At 51.8% G+C, this 16,986-nt stretch carries 17 protein-coding genes; 9 read left to right on the top strand and 8 right to left on the bottom strand.

Annotated features, from left to right (window positions below; all coding sequences use genetic code 11):
* Positions 1-14: 14 nt before the first annotated feature.
* Complete coding sequence (locus ACT53D_RS13020) at positions 15-1,961, bottom strand: ATP-dependent DNA helicase (RefSeq protein ID WP_476156572.1); 1,947 nt, start codon at positions 1,959-1,961, stop codon at positions 15-17.
* A 174-nt stretch (positions 1,962-2,135) separates the two neighbouring features.
* On the opposite strand from ACT53D_RS13020, the gene ACT53D_RS13015 reads away from it, so the two are divergent.
* Positions 2,136-2,690, top strand: coding sequence for a C40 family peptidase (locus ACT53D_RS13015; protein WP_194749282.1), 555 nt, complete (start codon positions 2,136-2,138; stop codon positions 2,688-2,690).
* Between the two features lie 44 nt (positions 2,691-2,734).
* Here the strand turns inward: ACT53D_RS13015 and ACT53D_RS13010 are convergent, their stop codons facing one another.
* The gene (locus ACT53D_RS13010) at positions 2,735-3,022 is read right to left on the bottom strand and encodes an Rdx family protein (RefSeq protein ID WP_275356627.1); all 288 of its coding nucleotides are present in this window, start codon (positions 3,020-3,022) and stop codon (positions 2,735-2,737) included.
* A gap of 172 nt (positions 3,023-3,194) precedes the next feature.
* On the opposite strand from ACT53D_RS13010, the gene ACT53D_RS13005 reads away from it, so the two are divergent.
* Genes ACT53D_RS13005 through ACT53D_RS12995 form a run of 3 tightly spaced genes read left to right on the top strand, consistent with a single transcriptional unit; the run spans position 3,195 to position 5,662 of the window.
* Positions 3,195-4,622 carry a S41 family peptidase gene (locus tag ACT53D_RS13005; RefSeq protein WP_194749280.1) on the top strand — a complete coding sequence of 476 codons (1,428 nt, stop codon included), beginning with the start codon at positions 3,195-3,197 and terminating at the stop codon, positions 4,620-4,622.
* A gap of 54 nt (positions 4,623-4,676) precedes the next feature.
* Positions 4,677-5,318 carry a 2-polyprenyl-3-methyl-6-methoxy-1,4-benzoquinone monooxygenase gene (gene coq7 / locus ACT53D_RS13000; RefSeq protein WP_476156571.1) on the top strand — a complete coding sequence of 214 codons (642 nt, stop codon included), beginning with the start codon at positions 4,677-4,679 and terminating at the stop codon, positions 5,316-5,318.
* Positions 5,319-5,344: 26 nt separating this feature from the next.
* Positions 5,345-5,662, top strand: a complete 318-nt coding sequence (locus ACT53D_RS12995) for a DUF2322 family protein (RefSeq protein WP_194749278.1) — start codon at positions 5,345-5,347, stop codon at positions 5,660-5,662.
* A gap of 47 nt (positions 5,663-5,709) precedes the next feature.
* Here the strand turns inward: ACT53D_RS12995 and ACT53D_RS12990 are convergent, their stop codons facing one another.
* The 5 genes from ACT53D_RS12990 to bioA all read right to left on the bottom strand — a co-directional run bounded on the left by ACT53D_RS12990 (position 5,710) and on the right by bioA (position 9,900).
* A complete protein-coding gene (locus ACT53D_RS12990; RefSeq protein WP_275356625.1) occupies positions 5,710-6,117 on the bottom strand; it encodes a VOC family protein in 408 nt (135 codons plus the stop codon).
* A gap of 48 nt (positions 6,118-6,165) precedes the next feature.
* Positions 6,166-6,591 (bottom strand): OsmC family protein, encoded by a 426-nt coding sequence (locus ACT53D_RS12985; protein ID WP_338656475.1) that lies wholly within the window; start codon positions 6,589-6,591, stop codon positions 6,166-6,168.
* Positions 6,592-6,643: 52 nt separating this feature from the next.
* A complete protein-coding gene (locus ACT53D_RS12980) occupies positions 6,644-7,057 on the bottom strand; it encodes an FKBP-type peptidyl-prolyl cis-trans isomerase (protein ID WP_412011208.1) in 414 nt (137 codons plus the stop codon).
* 117 nt (positions 7,058-7,174) lie between these two features.
* A complete protein-coding gene (dacB, locus tag ACT53D_RS12975; protein ID WP_476156569.1) occupies positions 7,175-8,584 on the bottom strand; it encodes a D-alanyl-D-alanine carboxypeptidase/D-alanyl-D-alanine endopeptidase in 1,410 nt (469 codons plus the stop codon).
* The gene (bioA, locus tag ACT53D_RS12970; protein WP_476156567.1) at positions 8,584-9,900 is read right to left on the bottom strand and encodes an adenosylmethionine--8-amino-7-oxononanoate transaminase; all 1,317 of its coding nucleotides are present in this window, start codon (positions 9,898-9,900) and stop codon (positions 8,584-8,586) included. The genes dacB and bioA overlap by 1 nt, the downstream gene beginning before the upstream one ends.
* A gap of 74 nt (positions 9,901-9,974) precedes the next feature.
* Here bioA and ACT53D_RS12965 point away from each other — a divergent pair, with 74 nt between their 5' ends.
* From ACT53D_RS12965 to ACT53D_RS12945, 5 genes are all read left to right on the top strand, one after another.
* Complete coding sequence (locus ACT53D_RS12965; protein ID WP_476145189.1) at positions 9,975-11,909, top strand: peptidase U32 family protein; 1,935 nt, start codon at positions 9,975-9,977, stop codon at positions 11,907-11,909.
* 47 nt (positions 11,910-11,956) lie between these two features.
* Positions 11,957-12,598: a YchE family NAAT transporter gene (locus ACT53D_RS12960; RefSeq protein ID WP_379073488.1), complete on the top strand. Its 642-nt coding sequence runs from the start codon at positions 11,957-11,959 to the stop codon at positions 12,596-12,598.
* Positions 12,599-12,713: 115 nt separating this feature from the next.
* Positions 12,714-13,169, top strand: a complete 456-nt coding sequence (locus ACT53D_RS12955; RefSeq protein WP_379073765.1) for an NUDIX hydrolase — start codon at positions 12,714-12,716, stop codon at positions 13,167-13,169.
* Positions 13,166-14,260, top strand: a complete 1,095-nt coding sequence (mnmA, locus tag ACT53D_RS12950) for a tRNA 2-thiouridine(34) synthase MnmA (protein WP_313985930.1) — start codon at positions 13,166-13,168, stop codon at positions 14,258-14,260. The genes ACT53D_RS12955 and mnmA overlap by 4 nt, the downstream gene beginning before the upstream one ends.
* A gap of 94 nt (positions 14,261-14,354) precedes the next feature.
* Positions 14,355-14,684: a hypothetical protein gene (locus ACT53D_RS12945; protein WP_194749265.1), complete on the top strand. Its 330-nt coding sequence runs from the start codon at positions 14,355-14,357 to the stop codon at positions 14,682-14,684.
* 33 nt (positions 14,685-14,717) lie between these two features.
* Here the strand turns inward: ACT53D_RS12945 and ACT53D_RS12940 are convergent, their stop codons facing one another.
* On the bottom strand, positions 14,718-16,916 hold the full coding sequence (locus tag ACT53D_RS12940) for a TonB-dependent receptor domain-containing protein (protein ID WP_476156565.1): 2,199 nt from the start codon (positions 16,914-16,916) through the stop codon (positions 14,718-14,720).
* Positions 16,917-16,986: the final 70 nt, after the last annotated feature.

Raw genomic sequence — 16,986 nt, 5'->3', positions numbered from 1 at the left:
GCAATCCTCACAAATCAAGAAACCCCATTGATCAGTGCAAAGAAGTCTTCCACCTCTTGTTGCACACGTGTGCGTTTGAATGGAGGCAGACTTTGCCAGATACGGCGGCCATAAGGTTTATCCACCAAGCGCGGATCGCAAATCATCAATACCCCCACATCCTGCTCATCCCGAATCAAACGCCCGGCGCCCTGTTTGAGGGTAATCACAGCATAGGGCAACTGGTACTCCATAAAGGCATTCTTGCCTTCGGCGTTCATTTTGTCGATGCGGGCGGCCAGGACCGGATCATCGGGCGGCGCAAACGGTAGCTTGTCGATAATGACGCAGGACAAAGCCTCGCCGCGCACATCCACACCCTCCCAAAAGCTTTGCGAGCCGACGAGGACGGCATTGCCATGACTGCGGAAGCGATCCAGCAATTCGGTGCGGTTACTCTCGCCTTGCATCAGCAGGGGGTAATTGAGGCCAAGTTCTTCAAACGCATTTTTGAGCAACGCATGCACTTCGCGCATGGCCTTAAGTGAAGTACACAGCACAAACGCGCGGCCACGGCTGGCTTGCAGCACAGGCAAACTGACAGCGGCAACGGCAGCGGCATAAGCACTGCTATTCGGTTCAGGCATACCCGTAGGCACATATAGCAACGCTTGCTGACCGTAATCAAACGGACTTTGCCAATGCCGGGTTTGCGCCGCCAGCAAGCCCATCTGGCTCTGATAATGGCTAAAATCACTTTTGACGGCCAACGTGGCAGAGGTAAAAATCCAGGCACGCGGCTGCGCATTGAGTTGCTTGCCAAAGCCATCCGCCACACTGAGGGGGGTCGCATGTAACTGTACACTTTGGCTAAATACCTCGACCCAGCGCACAAGATTGGCGTGATTGCCTTTTAGCCAGGCTTGCAGCAGGGCGAGCAATGCTTCACCGCGTTGCCAGCACTTTTCCAGCAGCGGATCACGTCCAGCTTGGGTTTCTAGTACCGCGGTCAGGGCGGCGAGTGTTTCCAGCATGCGCTGAAAAGCCTCATCAAAATTTTTCATGGTTTGCGCCTTTTGTGCTGGCATACGCGAACCTTCAAACTGGAACACCAGCCTGAAATCACGGCAAGCCTTTTCCAACAGCGGCACCGCTTCACTCAGCGCAACACAATCCTTGGCCAGGCTCAGGTAAGCCATCTGACTATCCCGCGCCAGATCCATCAACTGTGAGGTGGAGATATCCTCGCCAAAAAAGAGCCCAGCCACCTCAGGCAATTGATGCGCCTCGTCAAACACCACGGTATTGGCGCTGGGTAACAACTCGGCCACGCCCTCATCGCGCAACATGACATCAGCAAAAAACAAATGATGGTTGACCACGACCACATCGGCCGCCAATGCCTGCTTGCGTGCTTCCATGACAAAACATTGCTTGTAAAACTGGCAATCCTGGCCGACACAGTTGTCGCGGGTGGAGGTCACTTGTTGCCAAACGGTGGCTTGTTCCGGCACTTCGACCAACTCTGCTTTATCACCAGTCTGGCTATGTTCAGCAAAGCTTTGCAGGATAGGAATATATTGTGCGTCCTCCCGCGACTGAAAGCGCCCTTCTTGGCTGGCACGTTGCAAGTGATAATGGCAGAGATAGTTGGCGCGCCCTTTGAGCATGGCAACAGACACGGGCACTTTGAGCGCTTCGCGTACCGCTGGCAAATCCCGCTGAAAGAGCTGATCTTGCAGGGTTTTGGTGCCAGTAGAAATAATGACCTTGCCCCCCGACAACAGCGCAGGCACCAGATAAGCATAGGTTTTACCGGTGCCGGTGCCAGCCTCGGCGACCAACTGCTGTTGCTGCTCAATGGCTTCGGCGATGGCCAGCGCCATTTCCTGTTGCTGCGGGCGGCTGCGGAAATCGGGCATGGCTTGTGCCAAAGACCCGTTTTCTGAAAATGCCGAACTGACTTGCTGCGCTAAAGACATGCGTAATTATCCCATGAGCATCGCCAAAACAGACAGCACTTTTGCGACTTCCAGTCAGTCAAGCAACGTACAAAAGGCGCCAAATACTTGCATATCAATATAAAATATGGCATGGTTTAGCCTGTAAAACTTTTTAAACCGCTTCAAATTCAATATAACAAGCCCTTGATTGTGATGAATAAATCCATTTTCCGGCTGGCAGCCTTACTCGTGAGTGTACTGCTCTGCCAGTGCAAAAGCGTTGCCGCGCCCGGGGATGACAAGCGCTGGCAAAACGCCTACAGCTACTCTCAAGCGCAGGTGATGGAGAGTCAGTCCGGCGTCTCTGGCAGCTGGTCTGAAAAGGTCGAGGAAATCATGATCCGCGCCTTAAGCCTGACCGGTGTCAATTACAAATATGGCGGACGCAGCCCTGAGACCGGCTTTGACTGCAGCGGCTTTGTACAGTATGTGTTCATGAACGCTGCGCAGATTGCGCTCCCCCCTTCAGCCCGTACCATTAGCGAAATGGGCAACACCGTCAAACGTGAGGAATTGCAACCCGGTGACCTGGTCTTTTTCAACACCCTTAAATCTGCGTTTTCGCATGTGGGCATTTATGTTGGTAATAACCAGTTTATCCACGCGCCACGCGCGGGGGCAAAGGTACGCATTGAAAACATGGATGAGCGCTACTGGAAATCGCGCTATAACGGTGCCAAGCGACTTGAGGTAGAAGCGTCTCAATAACCGTCGTCAATTATATAGACGGCTTGTATCCCCTCCTAACCCGCTTAAGGACTGACTGGCGTATCGCTGTGCCCGAGCGACCGCTCGGGATCAATCACATCACGGATCAGCTGTTTCAACTCCTTGGCTTCTGGAAAGCGCCCTGCGGCTTTGCGTGAAAAAATCACCACACCATCACAGCGCACCTCCAAAATACCGCCAGTTCCAGGGACGAGATTGACTGACTTCAAATCGCCATCAAACGTGGTTAACAGCTCCTGCGCCAGCCAGGCAGCCCGTAACAACCATCGGCACTGTGTACAAAACTCGATTTCTACGATAGGCTTTTGCATGTTTTTCTCTAAACAATTATTTGCTAGAAGAGTATAGTCAATTTTATTGAAATAGCGGAAAATGAACTTAACAGCGTTCTATCTACTCTCTGCAACAGGCTGACATCAACTGATGCATCCTGATTCTGAATGAAGTAATATTCTTCGCTTATTTGATCACACAAGGCATGGTATGCGTTCCAAATTAGAAAAGTTCGGCTTGCTGGGTGCAGGCGTATTTGTAGGGATTCTGGTCAGTATCAATATTTCTGCATGGGCAGACCGGACCTCAGTCTCTCAATTACCTATTGATGAATTACGCGTCTTCGCCGAAGTCTTTGCCAAAGTAAAATCTGATTACGTTGAGCCTGTAGAGGACAAGAAGCTGATCAACGAAGCTTTGTCCGGCATGCTGCAAGGCCTGGACCCACACTCAACCTTTATGGATGCCGATGCTTATAAAGAGCTGCAAGCAGGTACGCAAGGTGAGTTTGGCGGACTGGGAATTGAAGTCGCCATGGAAGACGGCCTGGTCAAAGTAGTTACGCCGATTGAAGATAGCCCGGCTTATAAAGCAGGTCTCAAGTCTGGTGACCTGATCATGAAACTGGATGATGCCCAAGTACGTGGCATGACGCTGAATGATGCAGTTAAACGCATGCGTGGCGTTCCAGACACCAAAATTACATTGACCGTGATTCGTAAAGGCGAGGACAAACCGCTGACCTTCACCCTGACACGCGCCATTATCAAGTCACAAAGCGTGAAGAACAAATGGATTGAACAAGGTTACGGCTATGTTCGTATCACCCAGTTCCAGGAACGCACTGGTGAAGATTTGGCCAGAGCGCTCAAAAACTTGCGTGCAGAAAATAAAGGCCCGCTCAAAGGCTTGGTGCTCGACCTGCGTAACAACCCAGGCGGTTTGCTGGATGCGGCCGTAGGCGTCTCTGCCGCGTTCCTGCCCAAGGATGACTTAGTTGTGTACACCGAAGGTCGTGTTGCTGATTCCAAGATGCGCCTGAATGCAACCCCTCTGGATTATGCGCGTCGCGGCAAGTCTGATTACCTTAAAGATTTGCCAGAAGAGTTTAAATCGGTGCCTATCGTCGTGCTGATCAATGCCGGCTCAGCCTCTGCTTCAGAGATTGTGGCTGGGGCGTTGCAAGACCACAAACGAGCAACCATTATGGGCATCCAAAGCTTTGGCAAGGGCTCTGTGCAAACCATATTGCCGATGAACAATGGCAGCGCAATCAAATTGACCACAGCGCGCTATTTCACGCCCAATGGCCGTTCGATTCAAGCCAAGGGCATTGTGCCGGACGTGACGGTGGATGATGGTTCCGATCCTAGCCTGAGCCTGCATGAAGCAGACTTGAAGCGGCACTTGTCCAACCCGACCGATGGCAAGAATGCGACTGACAGCAAATCCGTTGACGAGGCAAAATCACGTGCGGCTGCCGAAAAACTCAAGGAAGAAAAACATGCTGAAACACGTGGCCCGATTGAGCCAGCCACTCAGGATGACTTCCAGTTTGTTCAGGCCATGAACTTACTCAAAGGCTTGCCTGTTCAAAAAGCGCCAGAACCTGCTAAAGTAAGCGCAACCAAACCATAATGTTCTGCCTGTTTGCACCCACAGGTGTAAACAGGCCTTACTTGAGACACCACTATGCTGAACTTGCCGCCGCTGACACTAGACAAAGCCATCGCCGTCATGGATATGGGTTTGCGTACGGTGTTCAGCCCGGCAGTCTCCAGCCGCCCTTACCCACCCGCGGAAACCACCCCCGACACGTTAAGTGACCGTGAACGCAAACATGCTGCGGCACTCATGCGCATCAATCATGTGGGCGAAGTCTGTGCACAAGCCTTGTACAGTGGTCAAGCCCTGGTTTCACGTGACCCGGCCAATGTAGAGGCGCTTAAACAAGCGTCTCGTGAAGAGGTGGATCATCTTGCCTGGTGCGAACAACGGATTCAAGAGTTGGGGGGGCGCAAGAGTCTGCTCAACCCGCTCTGGTACGGTGCCAGTTTTGGCATGGGTATCACAGCCGGCCTGCTTGGCGACAAGTGGAATCTGGGCTTTCTGGCGGAAACAGAACATCAAGTTTCTGCGCATTTGCAAAACCACCTGCAACAGCTCCCGGCTCACGATACCGCATCCAAAGCGATTGTGGCGCAAATGAAAGAAGACGAAGAGCACCATGCACATACCGCAGAGCAACTGGGCGGCGCCAGGTTGCCAGCACCAGTCAAACTGGCCATGCGGCTGGCTTCAAAAGTGATGACGCGCACCGCGTATCACTTGTAATGATTTGTAGTAACCTAGAGTCAACCATGCAAAAATTTAGTGACAATCTTCTGATGCTGGACAGTGCGGATCACGTCAAACGCATTGAACTGTATGATGAAAGCAATCAGCCTGCCGGGATCATCGAGAACAAACCTGGCACCCAAGGCTCCATCAAGATTTACCATCATCTGTTCAAAGTCTTTGGTGAAATTAACACCGATGCAGCGGTAGAGGGATTGGCCTTATACGCCGAACATACCGAGGATGCGGAAGATCATCCAGGCAAGCATCCCAATATTGACCGCTTGCTCAATGTGTTAGATAAAGAGCTAACGCTCAATATCAAGCTCATTACCGAGTAGCACCAAACAAAAAAGCCTCTAACACTAGAGGCTTTTTTAATGTCCAATCACGCAATCGCCGCGAGATGCCGGACGATGGGCGGGTGATAGATAAACTCGAGCAAATGGCCGACACTGTCGAGGCAGTAAAAGCCACGAGAGCCGTCCCGATGGCTTTTTGGCGCTTCTGTAATGCGCACATCATGCGCCACCATATGCGCATACCAGTCATCCACCGCCTGCGCATCTGTCAGCACAAAGCCAATATGATCCAGCCGTTGCATCGGGTCCGGTGTATAACTGACGCGGTGCAAGGCAAACACATCGCCATGATTGGTCAAATACACATTGTCAGGGTCGGGCTGCCACTCGATCTGCATGCCCACTACCCGCGTATAAAAATCAACGGCTGACTCCAGCTCCTTGATAAACAGCGCGACGTGACGAATGCCTATCATGCCTTTTGGAATACTCATGCCACGCTCCGTTGATTGATCATGTCAGCCAGTGTCATCATGCATAGATTACTCAAAGGTCGGCGCCTTGATTTCGAAGCCGTGTGTGATCTCGCAGGCTTTTTGCAGCATGATGCTGGCCGAGCAATATTTTTCGGCAGACAGTTTTACCGCACGCTCCACTTGGGACGCATTCAGGCCTTCACCCGTCACCACAAAATGCACATGAATTTTGGTAAACACCTTGGGCACCGTATCAGCACGCTCTGCCTGAATCTGCGCCACACAGTCGACAATGGGCTGACGGGCTTTCTTCAGGATCGTCACCACGTCAAATGAAGTGCATGCGCCCATCCCGATCAGCAGCATCTCCATGGGACGCATGCCAATATTACGGCCACCATTTTCTGGTGCACCATCGAGTACCACGGCATGGCCTGTTTCAGACTCACCGACAAAACTGACCCCATCTATCCACTTCACCTGGACTTGCATTTACATTCTCATTTCACAAGGATAAAAACATATACAGCAACACGCGTAATCTTTATTTCACGCCCAGCAATTCGACATCAAATACCAATGCCGCATTTGGCGGGATCACACCACCTGCACCCCGGGCACCGTAGCCCATGTCAGATGGGATAATCAAGGTACGTTTGCCGCCTACTTTCATGCCCTGCACCCCCGTATCCCAGCCTTCAATGACTTGGCCGCCGCCAAGAAAAAAGTTAAACGGCGAGTTGCGGTCCAGGCTGCTGTCAAACTTTTGACCTTTGTGATCTTCCTTGTTGGCGTCATACAGCCAGCCAGTGTAATGCACGGTGACGTTAAAACCGACTTCAGCTTCACGGCCAGTCCCCACGACAGTATCAATTTTTTGTAATTCAGTGACTTGGGCTGACATTTGTGTGGCTTCCTTTGTTTTTGCAGTGTTGGATTGCGCCTGGCAACCCGTCATGGTCAACAGCATCAATAAGCTGCAACCGACTAATTTCATTCCAGATTTCATGTATGTGCTCCCAGAAAACGTCCGTCATTTTACGCGCTTTTATCCATAAATTCTTGCATGCGCTTTTTAATGACTTTCTATCAATTGTTTAAGTAATAAATCCTGCACCCCGCGCACAGCAGCGGCCCTTGGGTGATTGGCTACGATCACCAGCACGTAGCGTTTGCCCGCCTGATCCTGCACATAGCCAGCCAGACTGCTGACGCCTTCAAGCGAACCAGTTTTGAGATAAGCCATGCCCTTGCTCGTGCTATCGGCCAGTCGCTTTTTGGTGGTGCCATCCATGCCTAAAATAGGCAAAGAAGCCATAAACACCGGCATCGCCGGACGCTGATAGGCTGTGACGAGCAACTGCGCCAAATGTTCCGCACTGATACGTTCATTGCGCGATAACCCAGACCCATTTTCAAGCACCAGCTCAGAAAACACCAAACCACGCTGACGCAAAACCTGCTTGAGTGCCAAAGCAGCTCCGGCTTCATCCGCGGGCGTAAACCCGGCATCTTGCGCAATCGTCAGCATCACCTGGCGCGCCATGACATTGTTGCTCCACTTATTGATGTCGCGCACCACCGAATCCAGCGGTGGCGATGACCAGGTCGTGAGCGGGATCGCCGCATCCGTGACCGGAGCCAGTGCCAATTGTCCGTTAAACTGCCCGCCCAATTGCGCCCACAGTTTTTTAAACGTGGCATACACATATTGCGTATCAGACAGCACACTCAACTCAAGGTAGCGCTCATCACACTGCTCGGGCAGTGTGCCACTAAAGGCCACGGTGACCACATCCGGCTGCGGGGTGACGCTGTAATGCAAGTCACTGCGCCAGTCATTGCAGGCCCCTTTGCGCGCTTGCATGGTGTTGATGATATGGATATTCGGCAACTCAAATTCTTGCGCGATGAGCACGGCGGGCTTATTCGCCTGACTGCTGACCGAAAAACGGAAGCTGGTATTGCGGCCATTGAGCAATAGCGCACTGGGGTTGGCGTTGTAGGCGCGCCAAGGTTCATCATCCAGCACGGGCCGTTGGCTGACTTCAGGCGCATATAGGGTTAAATCGAGTAGCAGATTGCCTTTGATCTGGCGCACGCCTTGTTGCTGTATTTGTTGCAACAAGCGCCAGAACTCTGCAACATTGAGTGCCGGGTCACCTGCGCCTTTGATGATCAAATCACCCTCAAGCACGCCTTGATTGAGCGGCCCATTGCGATAGACTTCGGTTTTCCAGCGATAGGCAGGCGTCAGCGCCTCTAGCGCAGCATAGGTGGTGACCAGCTTCATGACGCTGGCGGGATTCATGGCTTTGGACGCATGATGGCTGATCAAAGGCGGCCCGCCTTCCACCGGCTGTACAACAATTGCTACACTCTCAAGCGGCAGCTGCGCTTTGGCGAGTGCGTCTTGCAAACTGGCGGGCAAGGCCGCCTGCACCAGCGCCGGCCACAGACTGGCAAACAGTAGCCACCAGCGCATTACATGCTCTCCATCACCGCTGCCCGTGTAGCTTCCACCAGATGCTGCTGATCTGATTGCGTCAGGCAATAGGGTGGCATCCAGTAGACGGTATTGCCGATTGGCCGCAACAGCAGGCCATGCTTCAAGGCCGCGGCATAACAATCCCGCGCGAACTGCGGGTTTTGCGTCACGACCTCAAAAGCCGTAATCATGCCGCGCTGGCGAACATGCTGCATTTCAAAATCATAGTGCTCAACGGCGCTCAGCAAAGTCTGCGCTGTCTCACGGTTTTGCCCCAGCACATCCGAAGCTTCAAACAGCGCCAATGTGGCCAACGCGGCACTACAAGCCAGCGGATTACCGGTATAACTATGGCTATGTAAAAAGCCTTTGACGGTCTGGTCGTGATAAAAAGCCTGATAAACCTCATCCGTCGTCAACACCACGGACAAAGGTAAGTAACCGCCGGTGATGCCTTTAGACAGGCAAATAAAATCTGCAATCTCACTCACTTTTTCACCTGCCTGCTCACAGGCAAACAAGGTGCCGGTACGGCCAAAACCAACGGCGATTTCATCGGCGATCAAATGCACCTGGTAACGGCTGCAAACTTCACGCGCCCGTTGCAAATACACTGGGTGATACATCGCCATGCCTGCTGCGCCTTGTACCAAAGGCTCGATAATAAACGCAGCCAGGGTGGCATGATGCTCGGCCACATAGGCTTCCAGCGCCTCAGCACAACGTAAGGCGTAGGCCTCGGCAGACTCACCCGCTTCAGCCAACCGGCTATCCGGGCTAGGCATTTGCGCCGACTGCAAAATCAGGGGTGCATAGGTGTCTTTAAAAATGGCGACATCGGTCACACTGAGTGCACCCAGCGTTTCGCCGTGATAGCTATTTTGCAAGCTAATGAATTTAGTTTTTTCCGGTTGCCCGATATTGCGCCAGTAATGAAAACTCATCTTCAGTGCAATCTCGGTAGCACTGGCACCATCTGAGCCATAAAAGGCGTGACCCAAGCCAGTTAATGCCGACAGCTGTTCTGAAAGCGCCACCACGGGTTCGTGCGTAAAGCCGGCCAGCATCACATGCTCTAACTGATCAAGCTGGGCTTTGATTGCCTCTTTAATGACTGGCTGGTTATGCCCAAATAAATTGACCCACCAACTGCTGACGGCGTCGAGGTAACCCTTGCCTTCACTATCAAACAACCAGGCCCCTTCGCCACGTGCAATTGGCACCAAAGGGTAACGTTCATGATGTTTCATTTGCGTGCATGGATGCCACACGCTGCGCAGGCTACGCTGCAATAAATCCTGATTTCCACTCATGGTGCTATTTTAAACCAAGCGTAAATAGCATGCTTGGTTTAAAATAGCGTCTTAAATCAAGTTCTTACCTCTGCATGCAAAAAACCCGCAAACATCTCGAACTGCTCGCCCCGGCCAAAAATGCCGATTTCGGTATTGAAGCCATTAACCATGGTGCCGATGCCGTGTATATCGGTGGCCCGGCCTTTGGCGCGCGTGCCAAAGCACCAAATACCGTTCAGGATATTGCCAGGTTAGTGCAGCATGCGCATCGCTTTCATGCTGAGGTATTTGTCGCCTTAAATACCATTTTTCATGATAACGAACTCGAAGGTGTTCGCCAGTTGGTGCATCAGCTATACGACAGCGGTGTCGATGCGCTGATCGTGCAGGATATGGGTTTACTAGAACTCGACTTGCCACCGATCCAACTACATGCCAGTACACAAACCGATATCCGTACCGTTGAAAAAGCACAGTTTCTGGATCAAGTCGGCTTTAGCCAGATCGTACTGGCACGCGAACTGGATATTGCCACGGTGAAGAAAATTGCCGATGCCACCGCTGCCAACCTGGAATATTTTATTCACGGCGCACTTTGCGTCGCGTTTAGTGGCCAGTGTTTTATCAGCCACGCGCATACCGGCCGCAGTGCTAACCGTGGGGAATGCTCACAAGAGTGCCGCTTGCCTTACACACTGGAAGACCAGAAAGGTCGCATTATCGGCAAAGACAAACATTACCTGTCGATGAAAGACAATGATCAGAGCGCCAACTTACGCGCCCTGATCGCCGCCGGTGTCAGCAGCTTTAAAATTGAGGGCCGCTACAAAGACTTGCCATATGTAAAAAATGCCACTGCGCATTACCGCCAACTGCTTGATGAAATTCTGAAAGAAATGCCGGAATACGCGAAGTCTTCCGCCGGACATGCCACCTACACATTTACCCCGCAACCGGAAAAAACTTTTAACCGCAGTTCCACCGATTATTTCGCCAATGGCCGCCAGGCCGATATCGGCGCGTTTGATACACCCAAATTTGCCGGCGAAGAACTGGGTAAAGTGCGTAAGGTGGGTAAAGATTTTATTGATGTGGCGACCGACATAGAACTTCACAACGGTGACGGTGTATGCTTTTTTGATGTACACAAAGAACTGGTTGGCCTGCGCGTAAACACGGTGCAAGCGCTGGATAAATACACCTACCGCCTGTTTCCAAACGAAATGCCAGCGGATATTCGCAACAACACGCAGCTTTACCGCAACCGAGACCATGCCTTTATGCGTTTGCTGGAAAAAGATTCAGCCTCGCGCAAAATTGCGATTGATGCTGCCTTTTACGAAACGCCTGATGGCTTTGCCTTAACACTCACCGATGAACAAGGCTTCAGCGCGACCTCCCAATGCAGTGCAGAAAAACAATTGGCCAATGATGTCGAAAAAGCGGAAACCAGCTTGCGTGAAAACCTGGCAAAACTAGGCAATACCGATTTTATTGCCAGAGATATAGGTCTCGAGCTGACCCAGCCCTGGTTTTTACCAGCGTCCACAGTCAATCAACTGCGCCGTGATGCCGTTGAGCAACTGGTCGATATCAGAACACTAGCTTACGAGCGTCCACTATTGCGTGCAGCAGCCGAACCACCCGCCATTTATCCGCAAGATAGCCTGAGTTATTTAGCCAACGTCTATAACCAGAAAGCACGCGACTTTTATCACAAGCATGGCGTCAAACTCATCGCCAGCGCTTATGAGGCCAATGAAGAGCTAGATGAAGTACCGGTGATGATTACCAAGCACTGTCTGCGTTTTAGCCACGGCCTATGCCCCAAAGAAGCCAAAGGCGTCATCGGTGTACAAGGCACGGTGACGGCTGAGCCCATGACGCTGATCAGTGGTAACGACAGATACACGCTGAAATTCGACTGCAAACCTTGCGAAATGCATGTGATGGGCAAAGTGCGCAAACACATCTTGCAAATGCCACCACCACAACCGATTGCATTTTTCGATAAACGCCCGGCATAAGTCCACCTACCACGCAACCAGCCGCACGATTGGGAGTCTGAAACAGCATGACCGAATACGCATATCTGCTCAAAGTCGCCATCGCCCTGATCGCCATCGTTAACCCCATCGGCTGCCTGCCTATTTTTATCAGCGCCACAAGTGGCTGGAGCAAAGCTGAGCGAGCACGTACCGCTCGTACAGTGGCTATCACCGTAATGATAGTCTTATGCGTCTCCGCCTTTATCGGTGACAAAATTCTCGACTTTTTTGGCATCACCATCCCCTCATTCCAGGTGGGAGGCGGTATTTTATTACTGCTAATTTCTATCTCCATGATGCATGGCAAACAGAGTGCTACGCGCCAAACTCCCGAAGAAGCTCATGACATGGCTGAGCGTGAAGTTATCGCCATTGTACCGCTCAGCATTCCATTATTAGCTGGCCCAGGTGCCATCTCGAGCATGATCCTGACTGCGCAACAGCACCCCGGCTTTTGGGGGCACCTTAGCCTGGTGGTTCCGATTGCGCTGATTTCGTTGTTCATCTGGGGCCTGTTACAACTCGCAGATGGCATTACGCACTACTTGGGTAAAACCGGTATCAATATTGTCACCCGCCTGATGGGTTTGATTCTGGCCGCCATGGCTGTTGAGTTTATTGCGCATGGCTTGTCTGGCCTGTTTCCACAACTGATCACTGCCGCATAGTGCCAAGGCGGGGTAAATTAAGCCTCCCCCAATCAATCACTTAGCGGTAAAATAGCGTTTTTAACGAAACCCGCAAATCTTGAATTCCACCGTTTCAAATCCATCCAAATCTTCCCTGCAGTGGAAACCTAACGTCACCGTTGCAGCCATCATTGAAAAAGATGGCAAATTTTTGCTGGTAGAAGAAACCACAGACCGCGGTAACAGGTTTAACCAGCCGGCTGGGCATCTGGAAGAAGGTGAAACGATTATTGCAGCTGCGATTCGTGAGACGCTGGAAGAGACGGCTTATGATTTCACCCCTGAGGCACTGGTGGGCATTTACCACTGGCAGCATCCGCTCAATGGCATTACCTACTTGCGTTTTGCCTTTACCGGCAAATTGGGTGCACATTATCCGGAGCAAGCATTAGACGATGGCATTATTCGCACCGTATGGAAAACTGAAGCCGAGATTGCGGCCGAAGGCGAGTTGATGCGCAGCCCGCAAGTGCTGTTGTGTGTGCAGGATTACCTGGCGGGTAAACGTTATTCTTTAGACATTTTGAAGCATTTGGGCCAAGCATTATGAGTAAGCCACATGTGATCGTCGGGTTGTCCGGCGGCGTTGATTCCTCCGTGACCGCTTTGTTGTTGAAACAGCAAGGCTATGAGGTCACCGGTTTATTCATGAAGAACTGGGAAGACGATGATACGGATGAGTATTGCTCTTCTCGCCAGGACCTGATTGATGCGGTTTCTGCGGCCGATAGAATTGGTATTGACATTGAAACCGTGAATTTTAGCGCCGAGTATAAAGAGCGAGTGTTCGCTAACTTTTTACAGGAGTATCAGGCGGGCCGTACGCCTAACCCGGATATTTTGTGTAACGCCGAGATCAAGTTCAAGGCGTTTTTGGACCATGCCATGGGTATGGGCGCAGACTTAATCGCCACGGGACATTATGCTCAAGTGCGTGAAAACCCGATCCAGCCAGGCAATTTTCAACTGCTTAAAGCCGATGATGGCAGCAAAGACCAGAGTTACTTTTTGTCACGCCTGAATCAGGCGCAGTTGTCAAAAACGCTGTTTCCGTTAGGCAAATACCTCAAGCGTGAAGTACGCGAAATCGCGCGTGAACATGGCCTGGCCAATGCCGAGAAAAAGGATTCAACTGGTATCTGCTTTATTGGCGAGCGGCCGTTTCAGGAGTTTTTACAGCGCTACCTGCCGCGTCATCCTGGCGTGATGCGTACGCCCGAAGGCAAAGTGGTGGGCGAGCATGAAGGCTTGATGTATTACACCATTGGTCAGCGCCAGGGGCTCAAGATAGGCGGTAGCCGTGAAAGCAATGGCGAGCCGTGGTTTGTCGCCGCCAAGCATATGGCCGATAACGAGCTGATTGTGGTACAAGGCCATGATCACCCGCTTCTGAAATCCGACGGGCTGAAAGCGGGACAACTGCACTGGATTAGTGGCGAAGAGCCGCGTACCAACTGGGTATATGCTGCCAAAACCCGTTATCGCCAGCCGGATGCGCCTTGCGAGGTCGATGCGGTGAATGCAGAAGAGGCAACTATTCGCTTTGGTCAGCATCAATGGGCCATCACACCGGGGCAAAGTGTGGTCGTTTACGAAAGCAACGTCTGTCTGGGCGGCGGCATCATCACGGGTGCGCTTTAACCCGGGTTGAGATCGCAAGCGCGAGGCATGGTTATTGCTTTTGTTTACACCATTTAATCAAAATACACTGCCAAGTGACAAGGAATGACACCTGATGGCCTACGTCTTAAAAAATAACCAAGGTGCGATTATTGCGGCCAGCCCGGATACGCAAGTGGCTGCGGACTGGGTGGAAATAGATAATACCGACACAGAGTATTTGTGTTTTCTGGATGACGAACTCAAAAGGCACCACACCTTCCGTGAGAGTGACATTCAGCTCGCGCGCGTGCTTGAAGACCTGATTGGCATTTTGATTGAGCGTAACCTGATCAGCTTTACCGACTTCCCGAGCCCCGCACAAAAACGCTTGAACGAGCGTCAAACCTTGCGTCACAAAAACAAGCTGCATTTGCTGGGCGATGACGATTTGGGCCCACTCTAGCAGCGGTCGTCAACCGCCAATGTCCCATCTTGGCTAGTAGGTCAGCTCAACCTGAAATTTCACATTCCGGCCCGGGCCGTACATACCCAGGCCGCCCATGGTGCCATCCAGGCGATACAGCGTATTTTTGAGATTTTCACCGATCAGTCGTAACGTCACATGTTTACTCGCCTGCCAACGGGCACCTGCATTCCAAAGCGCATAGCCGTCCTGTGTCCCAAACCGGTAAGGGCTGGCGGTGGTGCCATCCCCACTTAACAGGATATCCCGGTCAGAAACCTTGCGGTAACTGAGGTTCAGATCGACTGCCTCTGAGAGCACGGCGCCCAGCTGCACATTGAAGGTATTGCCTGGCGCGGTATACAACGGCGCACTGACCAGCCCGGTATTAATCCCACCATTGATTCTGGAATACGCACTACGCAGATACCACCCACGATATTGCAAAAAGCTTTCAACCTCAACCCCGTTTCTGCGCTCCCAACCATCTTGCGCAAGATTGCCATTGGCATCTTCACGCAATGAGGTCAGCAAATGCGAGGTATAGGTGTGATAAAAATTCAGCTTGCCTGAAAACCAGATAGTGCTATTGAACAAGTGCGGTGTTTGATAACTCACCCCGGCCTCGGTGGTTTCAGAGCGCTGCGGCACATACAAATCCCCACAAATCTGCGACTTCGGCCCCTTGGTTGTCATGACTTGCGCACGACAACGGCTGAACGGCCCCTGCGTAAAATATTCATCAATCAGGGGCGGCCTGAAGCCTTGCCCGTAATTGCTGTAAAAGGTTAGTTTGTCGGGGTTTTGTTTGGCTAAGGCATCATAGGCCAGGCCCAGACTCCAGGTCTCTTGTTTGAATTTGATGGTGCTTGCCTGGCCATACGGGGCGAGCAAGGCCAAAGTCCCTCCATCAGCCTCTACTTGATAACGGTCCTGGCGATAGCCCGGGATCACTGAAAATGCGCCGAACTCAAACTTTGGTTGCACATAAACGGCATGAAATGACTTGCGCCCTGGCGGCGCTGAGGCATTAAAGCCGTCGGGATAAAGCGCTTGTAACGCGGTCTTCCGATTGTCGAAGAAGCGGGTAATTTCACGTTCGCTGGCGTTGTATTGGTAGCCCGTCAGTAACGAAACAGACCATAGATCTTTCTCAGCAAAGATTGCCCGGTTGCTCAGGTCTACGGTGTTTGTTTTATATTCGTACGTATCCGTCAAATTGCCGCGGCAAGTCGTGGTATCCGCGGGATTTGTCGTATTGATGACACCCTGACACTGCCTTTGCAAGGCATTAAACGTGGAATTGAACGGCGCACCCTGACCAATCACATCTTGCAAATGCGTATGCCCGGCGCCGATAGTGCCCTTAAAGTTGATCCACGGGTGTTGAGGATCGTAGTTCACTGTCTCTGACCAGGTGAGATCATCCACCGAACGCACCACATTGCCAAAGAAACCGGGTTGTCCGCCTGTCGCATCATAGGGTTGTAGCCCGGTATCCTCAAACTTCACCACAGAGGTCACCAACTGCAAGTCTTCGGTTGGAAACACACTGACCTTGAGCAACTGTGAAATAGATTCAATCGCAGAACTTTGTAGCTTGGAGCCATCGCCCAAGGTCAAATTATTGGCCTGCCGATTGGAATAGTTATACAAAATATCCACGCGTTCATCGGGGCGCGCATACAGCAGATAGGAGCGTGAATATTCATCACTGTTATTGCCATAGCCAAACTTGGCCTTGCCACCATACTTCTGACCGGGCTTTAAAAAGTCTTCGGCATTTTTTGTCGTCGCATTGACAGTGCCTCCCAATGAACCGGAACCACTCGCAATCTGCGGCCCACGTTGTACTTCTATGCTTTTCAATAACTCAGGCTCGATAAACGTGCCGCCCATGCGGTATTTCTCAAATCCTTTGGGCACGCCATCCACTTTCACCAGCACGTCTTCATTGTCCACGTAGCCACGAATCCCAAACGTCATGCCACTCGGCCGTGGTCCGCCAGAAATAGACACCCCTGGCACGGCTCTGACCGCATCAAAAATATTGCTGGGCTGGGCACGTTGCAATTGTTCGCTGGTAATGGTGGTAACCGGCAAGGTTGGATTGATCCCAGTCTCGGGCGCTTTTTGTTTCTTTTCCTGGATGGTGACCTCAGGCAGCGTATCCACCTCCTCGGCCCCTGGCTGTTTTATCGTGGGTGCTGGAGACGCAGGGGGCGTTTGCACGTCCGTTGCCTCCACGTCTGGTATGAGCTGCTCAGCCCAGGCGGCGTGAGGCCAAAAAAAACAGGCGAGC

This window comes from Methylophilus sp. DMC16, assembly GCF_056314045.1.
This window is presented reverse-complemented; position numbering and strand designations above follow the sequence as displayed.

Coding starts and splice junctions, on each gene's coding strand:
- ACT53D_RS13020 (WP_476156572.1), bottom strand. CDS start 1,961: ATGTCTTTAGCGCAGCAAGTCAGTTCGGCATTTTCAGAAAACGGGTCT.
- ACT53D_RS13015 (WP_194749282.1), top strand. CDS start 2,136: ATGAATAAATCCATTTTCCGGCTGGCAGCCTTACTCGTGAGTGTACTG.
- ACT53D_RS13010 (WP_275356627.1), bottom strand. CDS start 3,022: ATGCAAAAGCCTATCGTAGAAATCGAGTTTTGTACACAGTGCCGATGG.
- ACT53D_RS13005 (WP_194749280.1), top strand. CDS start 3,195: ATGCGTTCCAAATTAGAAAAGTTCGGCTTGCTGGGTGCAGGCGTATTT.
- coq7 (WP_476156571.1), top strand. CDS start 4,677: ATGCTGAACTTGCCGCCGCTGACACTAGACAAAGCCATCGCCGTCATG.
- ACT53D_RS12995 (WP_194749278.1), top strand. CDS start 5,345: ATGCAAAAATTTAGTGACAATCTTCTGATGCTGGACAGTGCGGATCAC.
- ACT53D_RS12990 (WP_275356625.1), bottom strand. CDS start 6,117: ATGAGTATTCCAAAAGGCATGATAGGCATTCGTCACGTCGCGCTGTTT.
- ACT53D_RS12985 (WP_338656475.1), bottom strand. CDS start 6,591: ATGCAAGTCCAGGTGAAGTGGATAGATGGGGTCAGTTTTGTCGGTGAG.
- ACT53D_RS12980 (WP_412011208.1), bottom strand. CDS start 7,057: ATGACGGGTTGCCAGGCGCAATCCAACACTGCAAAAACAAAGGAAGCC.
- dacB (WP_476156569.1), bottom strand. CDS start 8,584: ATGCGCTGGTGGCTACTGTTTGCCAGTCTGTGGCCGGCGCTGGTGCAG.
- bioA (WP_476156567.1), bottom strand. CDS start 9,900: ATGAGTGGAAATCAGGATTTATTGCAGCGTAGCCTGCGCAGCGTGTGG.
- ACT53D_RS12965 (WP_476145189.1), top strand. CDS start 9,975: ATGCAAAAAACCCGCAAACATCTCGAACTGCTCGCCCCGGCCAAAAAT.
- ACT53D_RS12960 (WP_379073488.1), top strand. CDS start 11,957: ATGACCGAATACGCATATCTGCTCAAAGTCGCCATCGCCCTGATCGCC.
- mnmA (WP_313985930.1), top strand. CDS start 13,166: ATGAGTAAGCCACATGTGATCGTCGGGTTGTCCGGCGGCGTTGATTCC.
- ACT53D_RS12945 (WP_194749265.1), top strand. CDS start 14,355: ATGGCCTACGTCTTAAAAAATAACCAAGGTGCGATTATTGCGGCCAGC.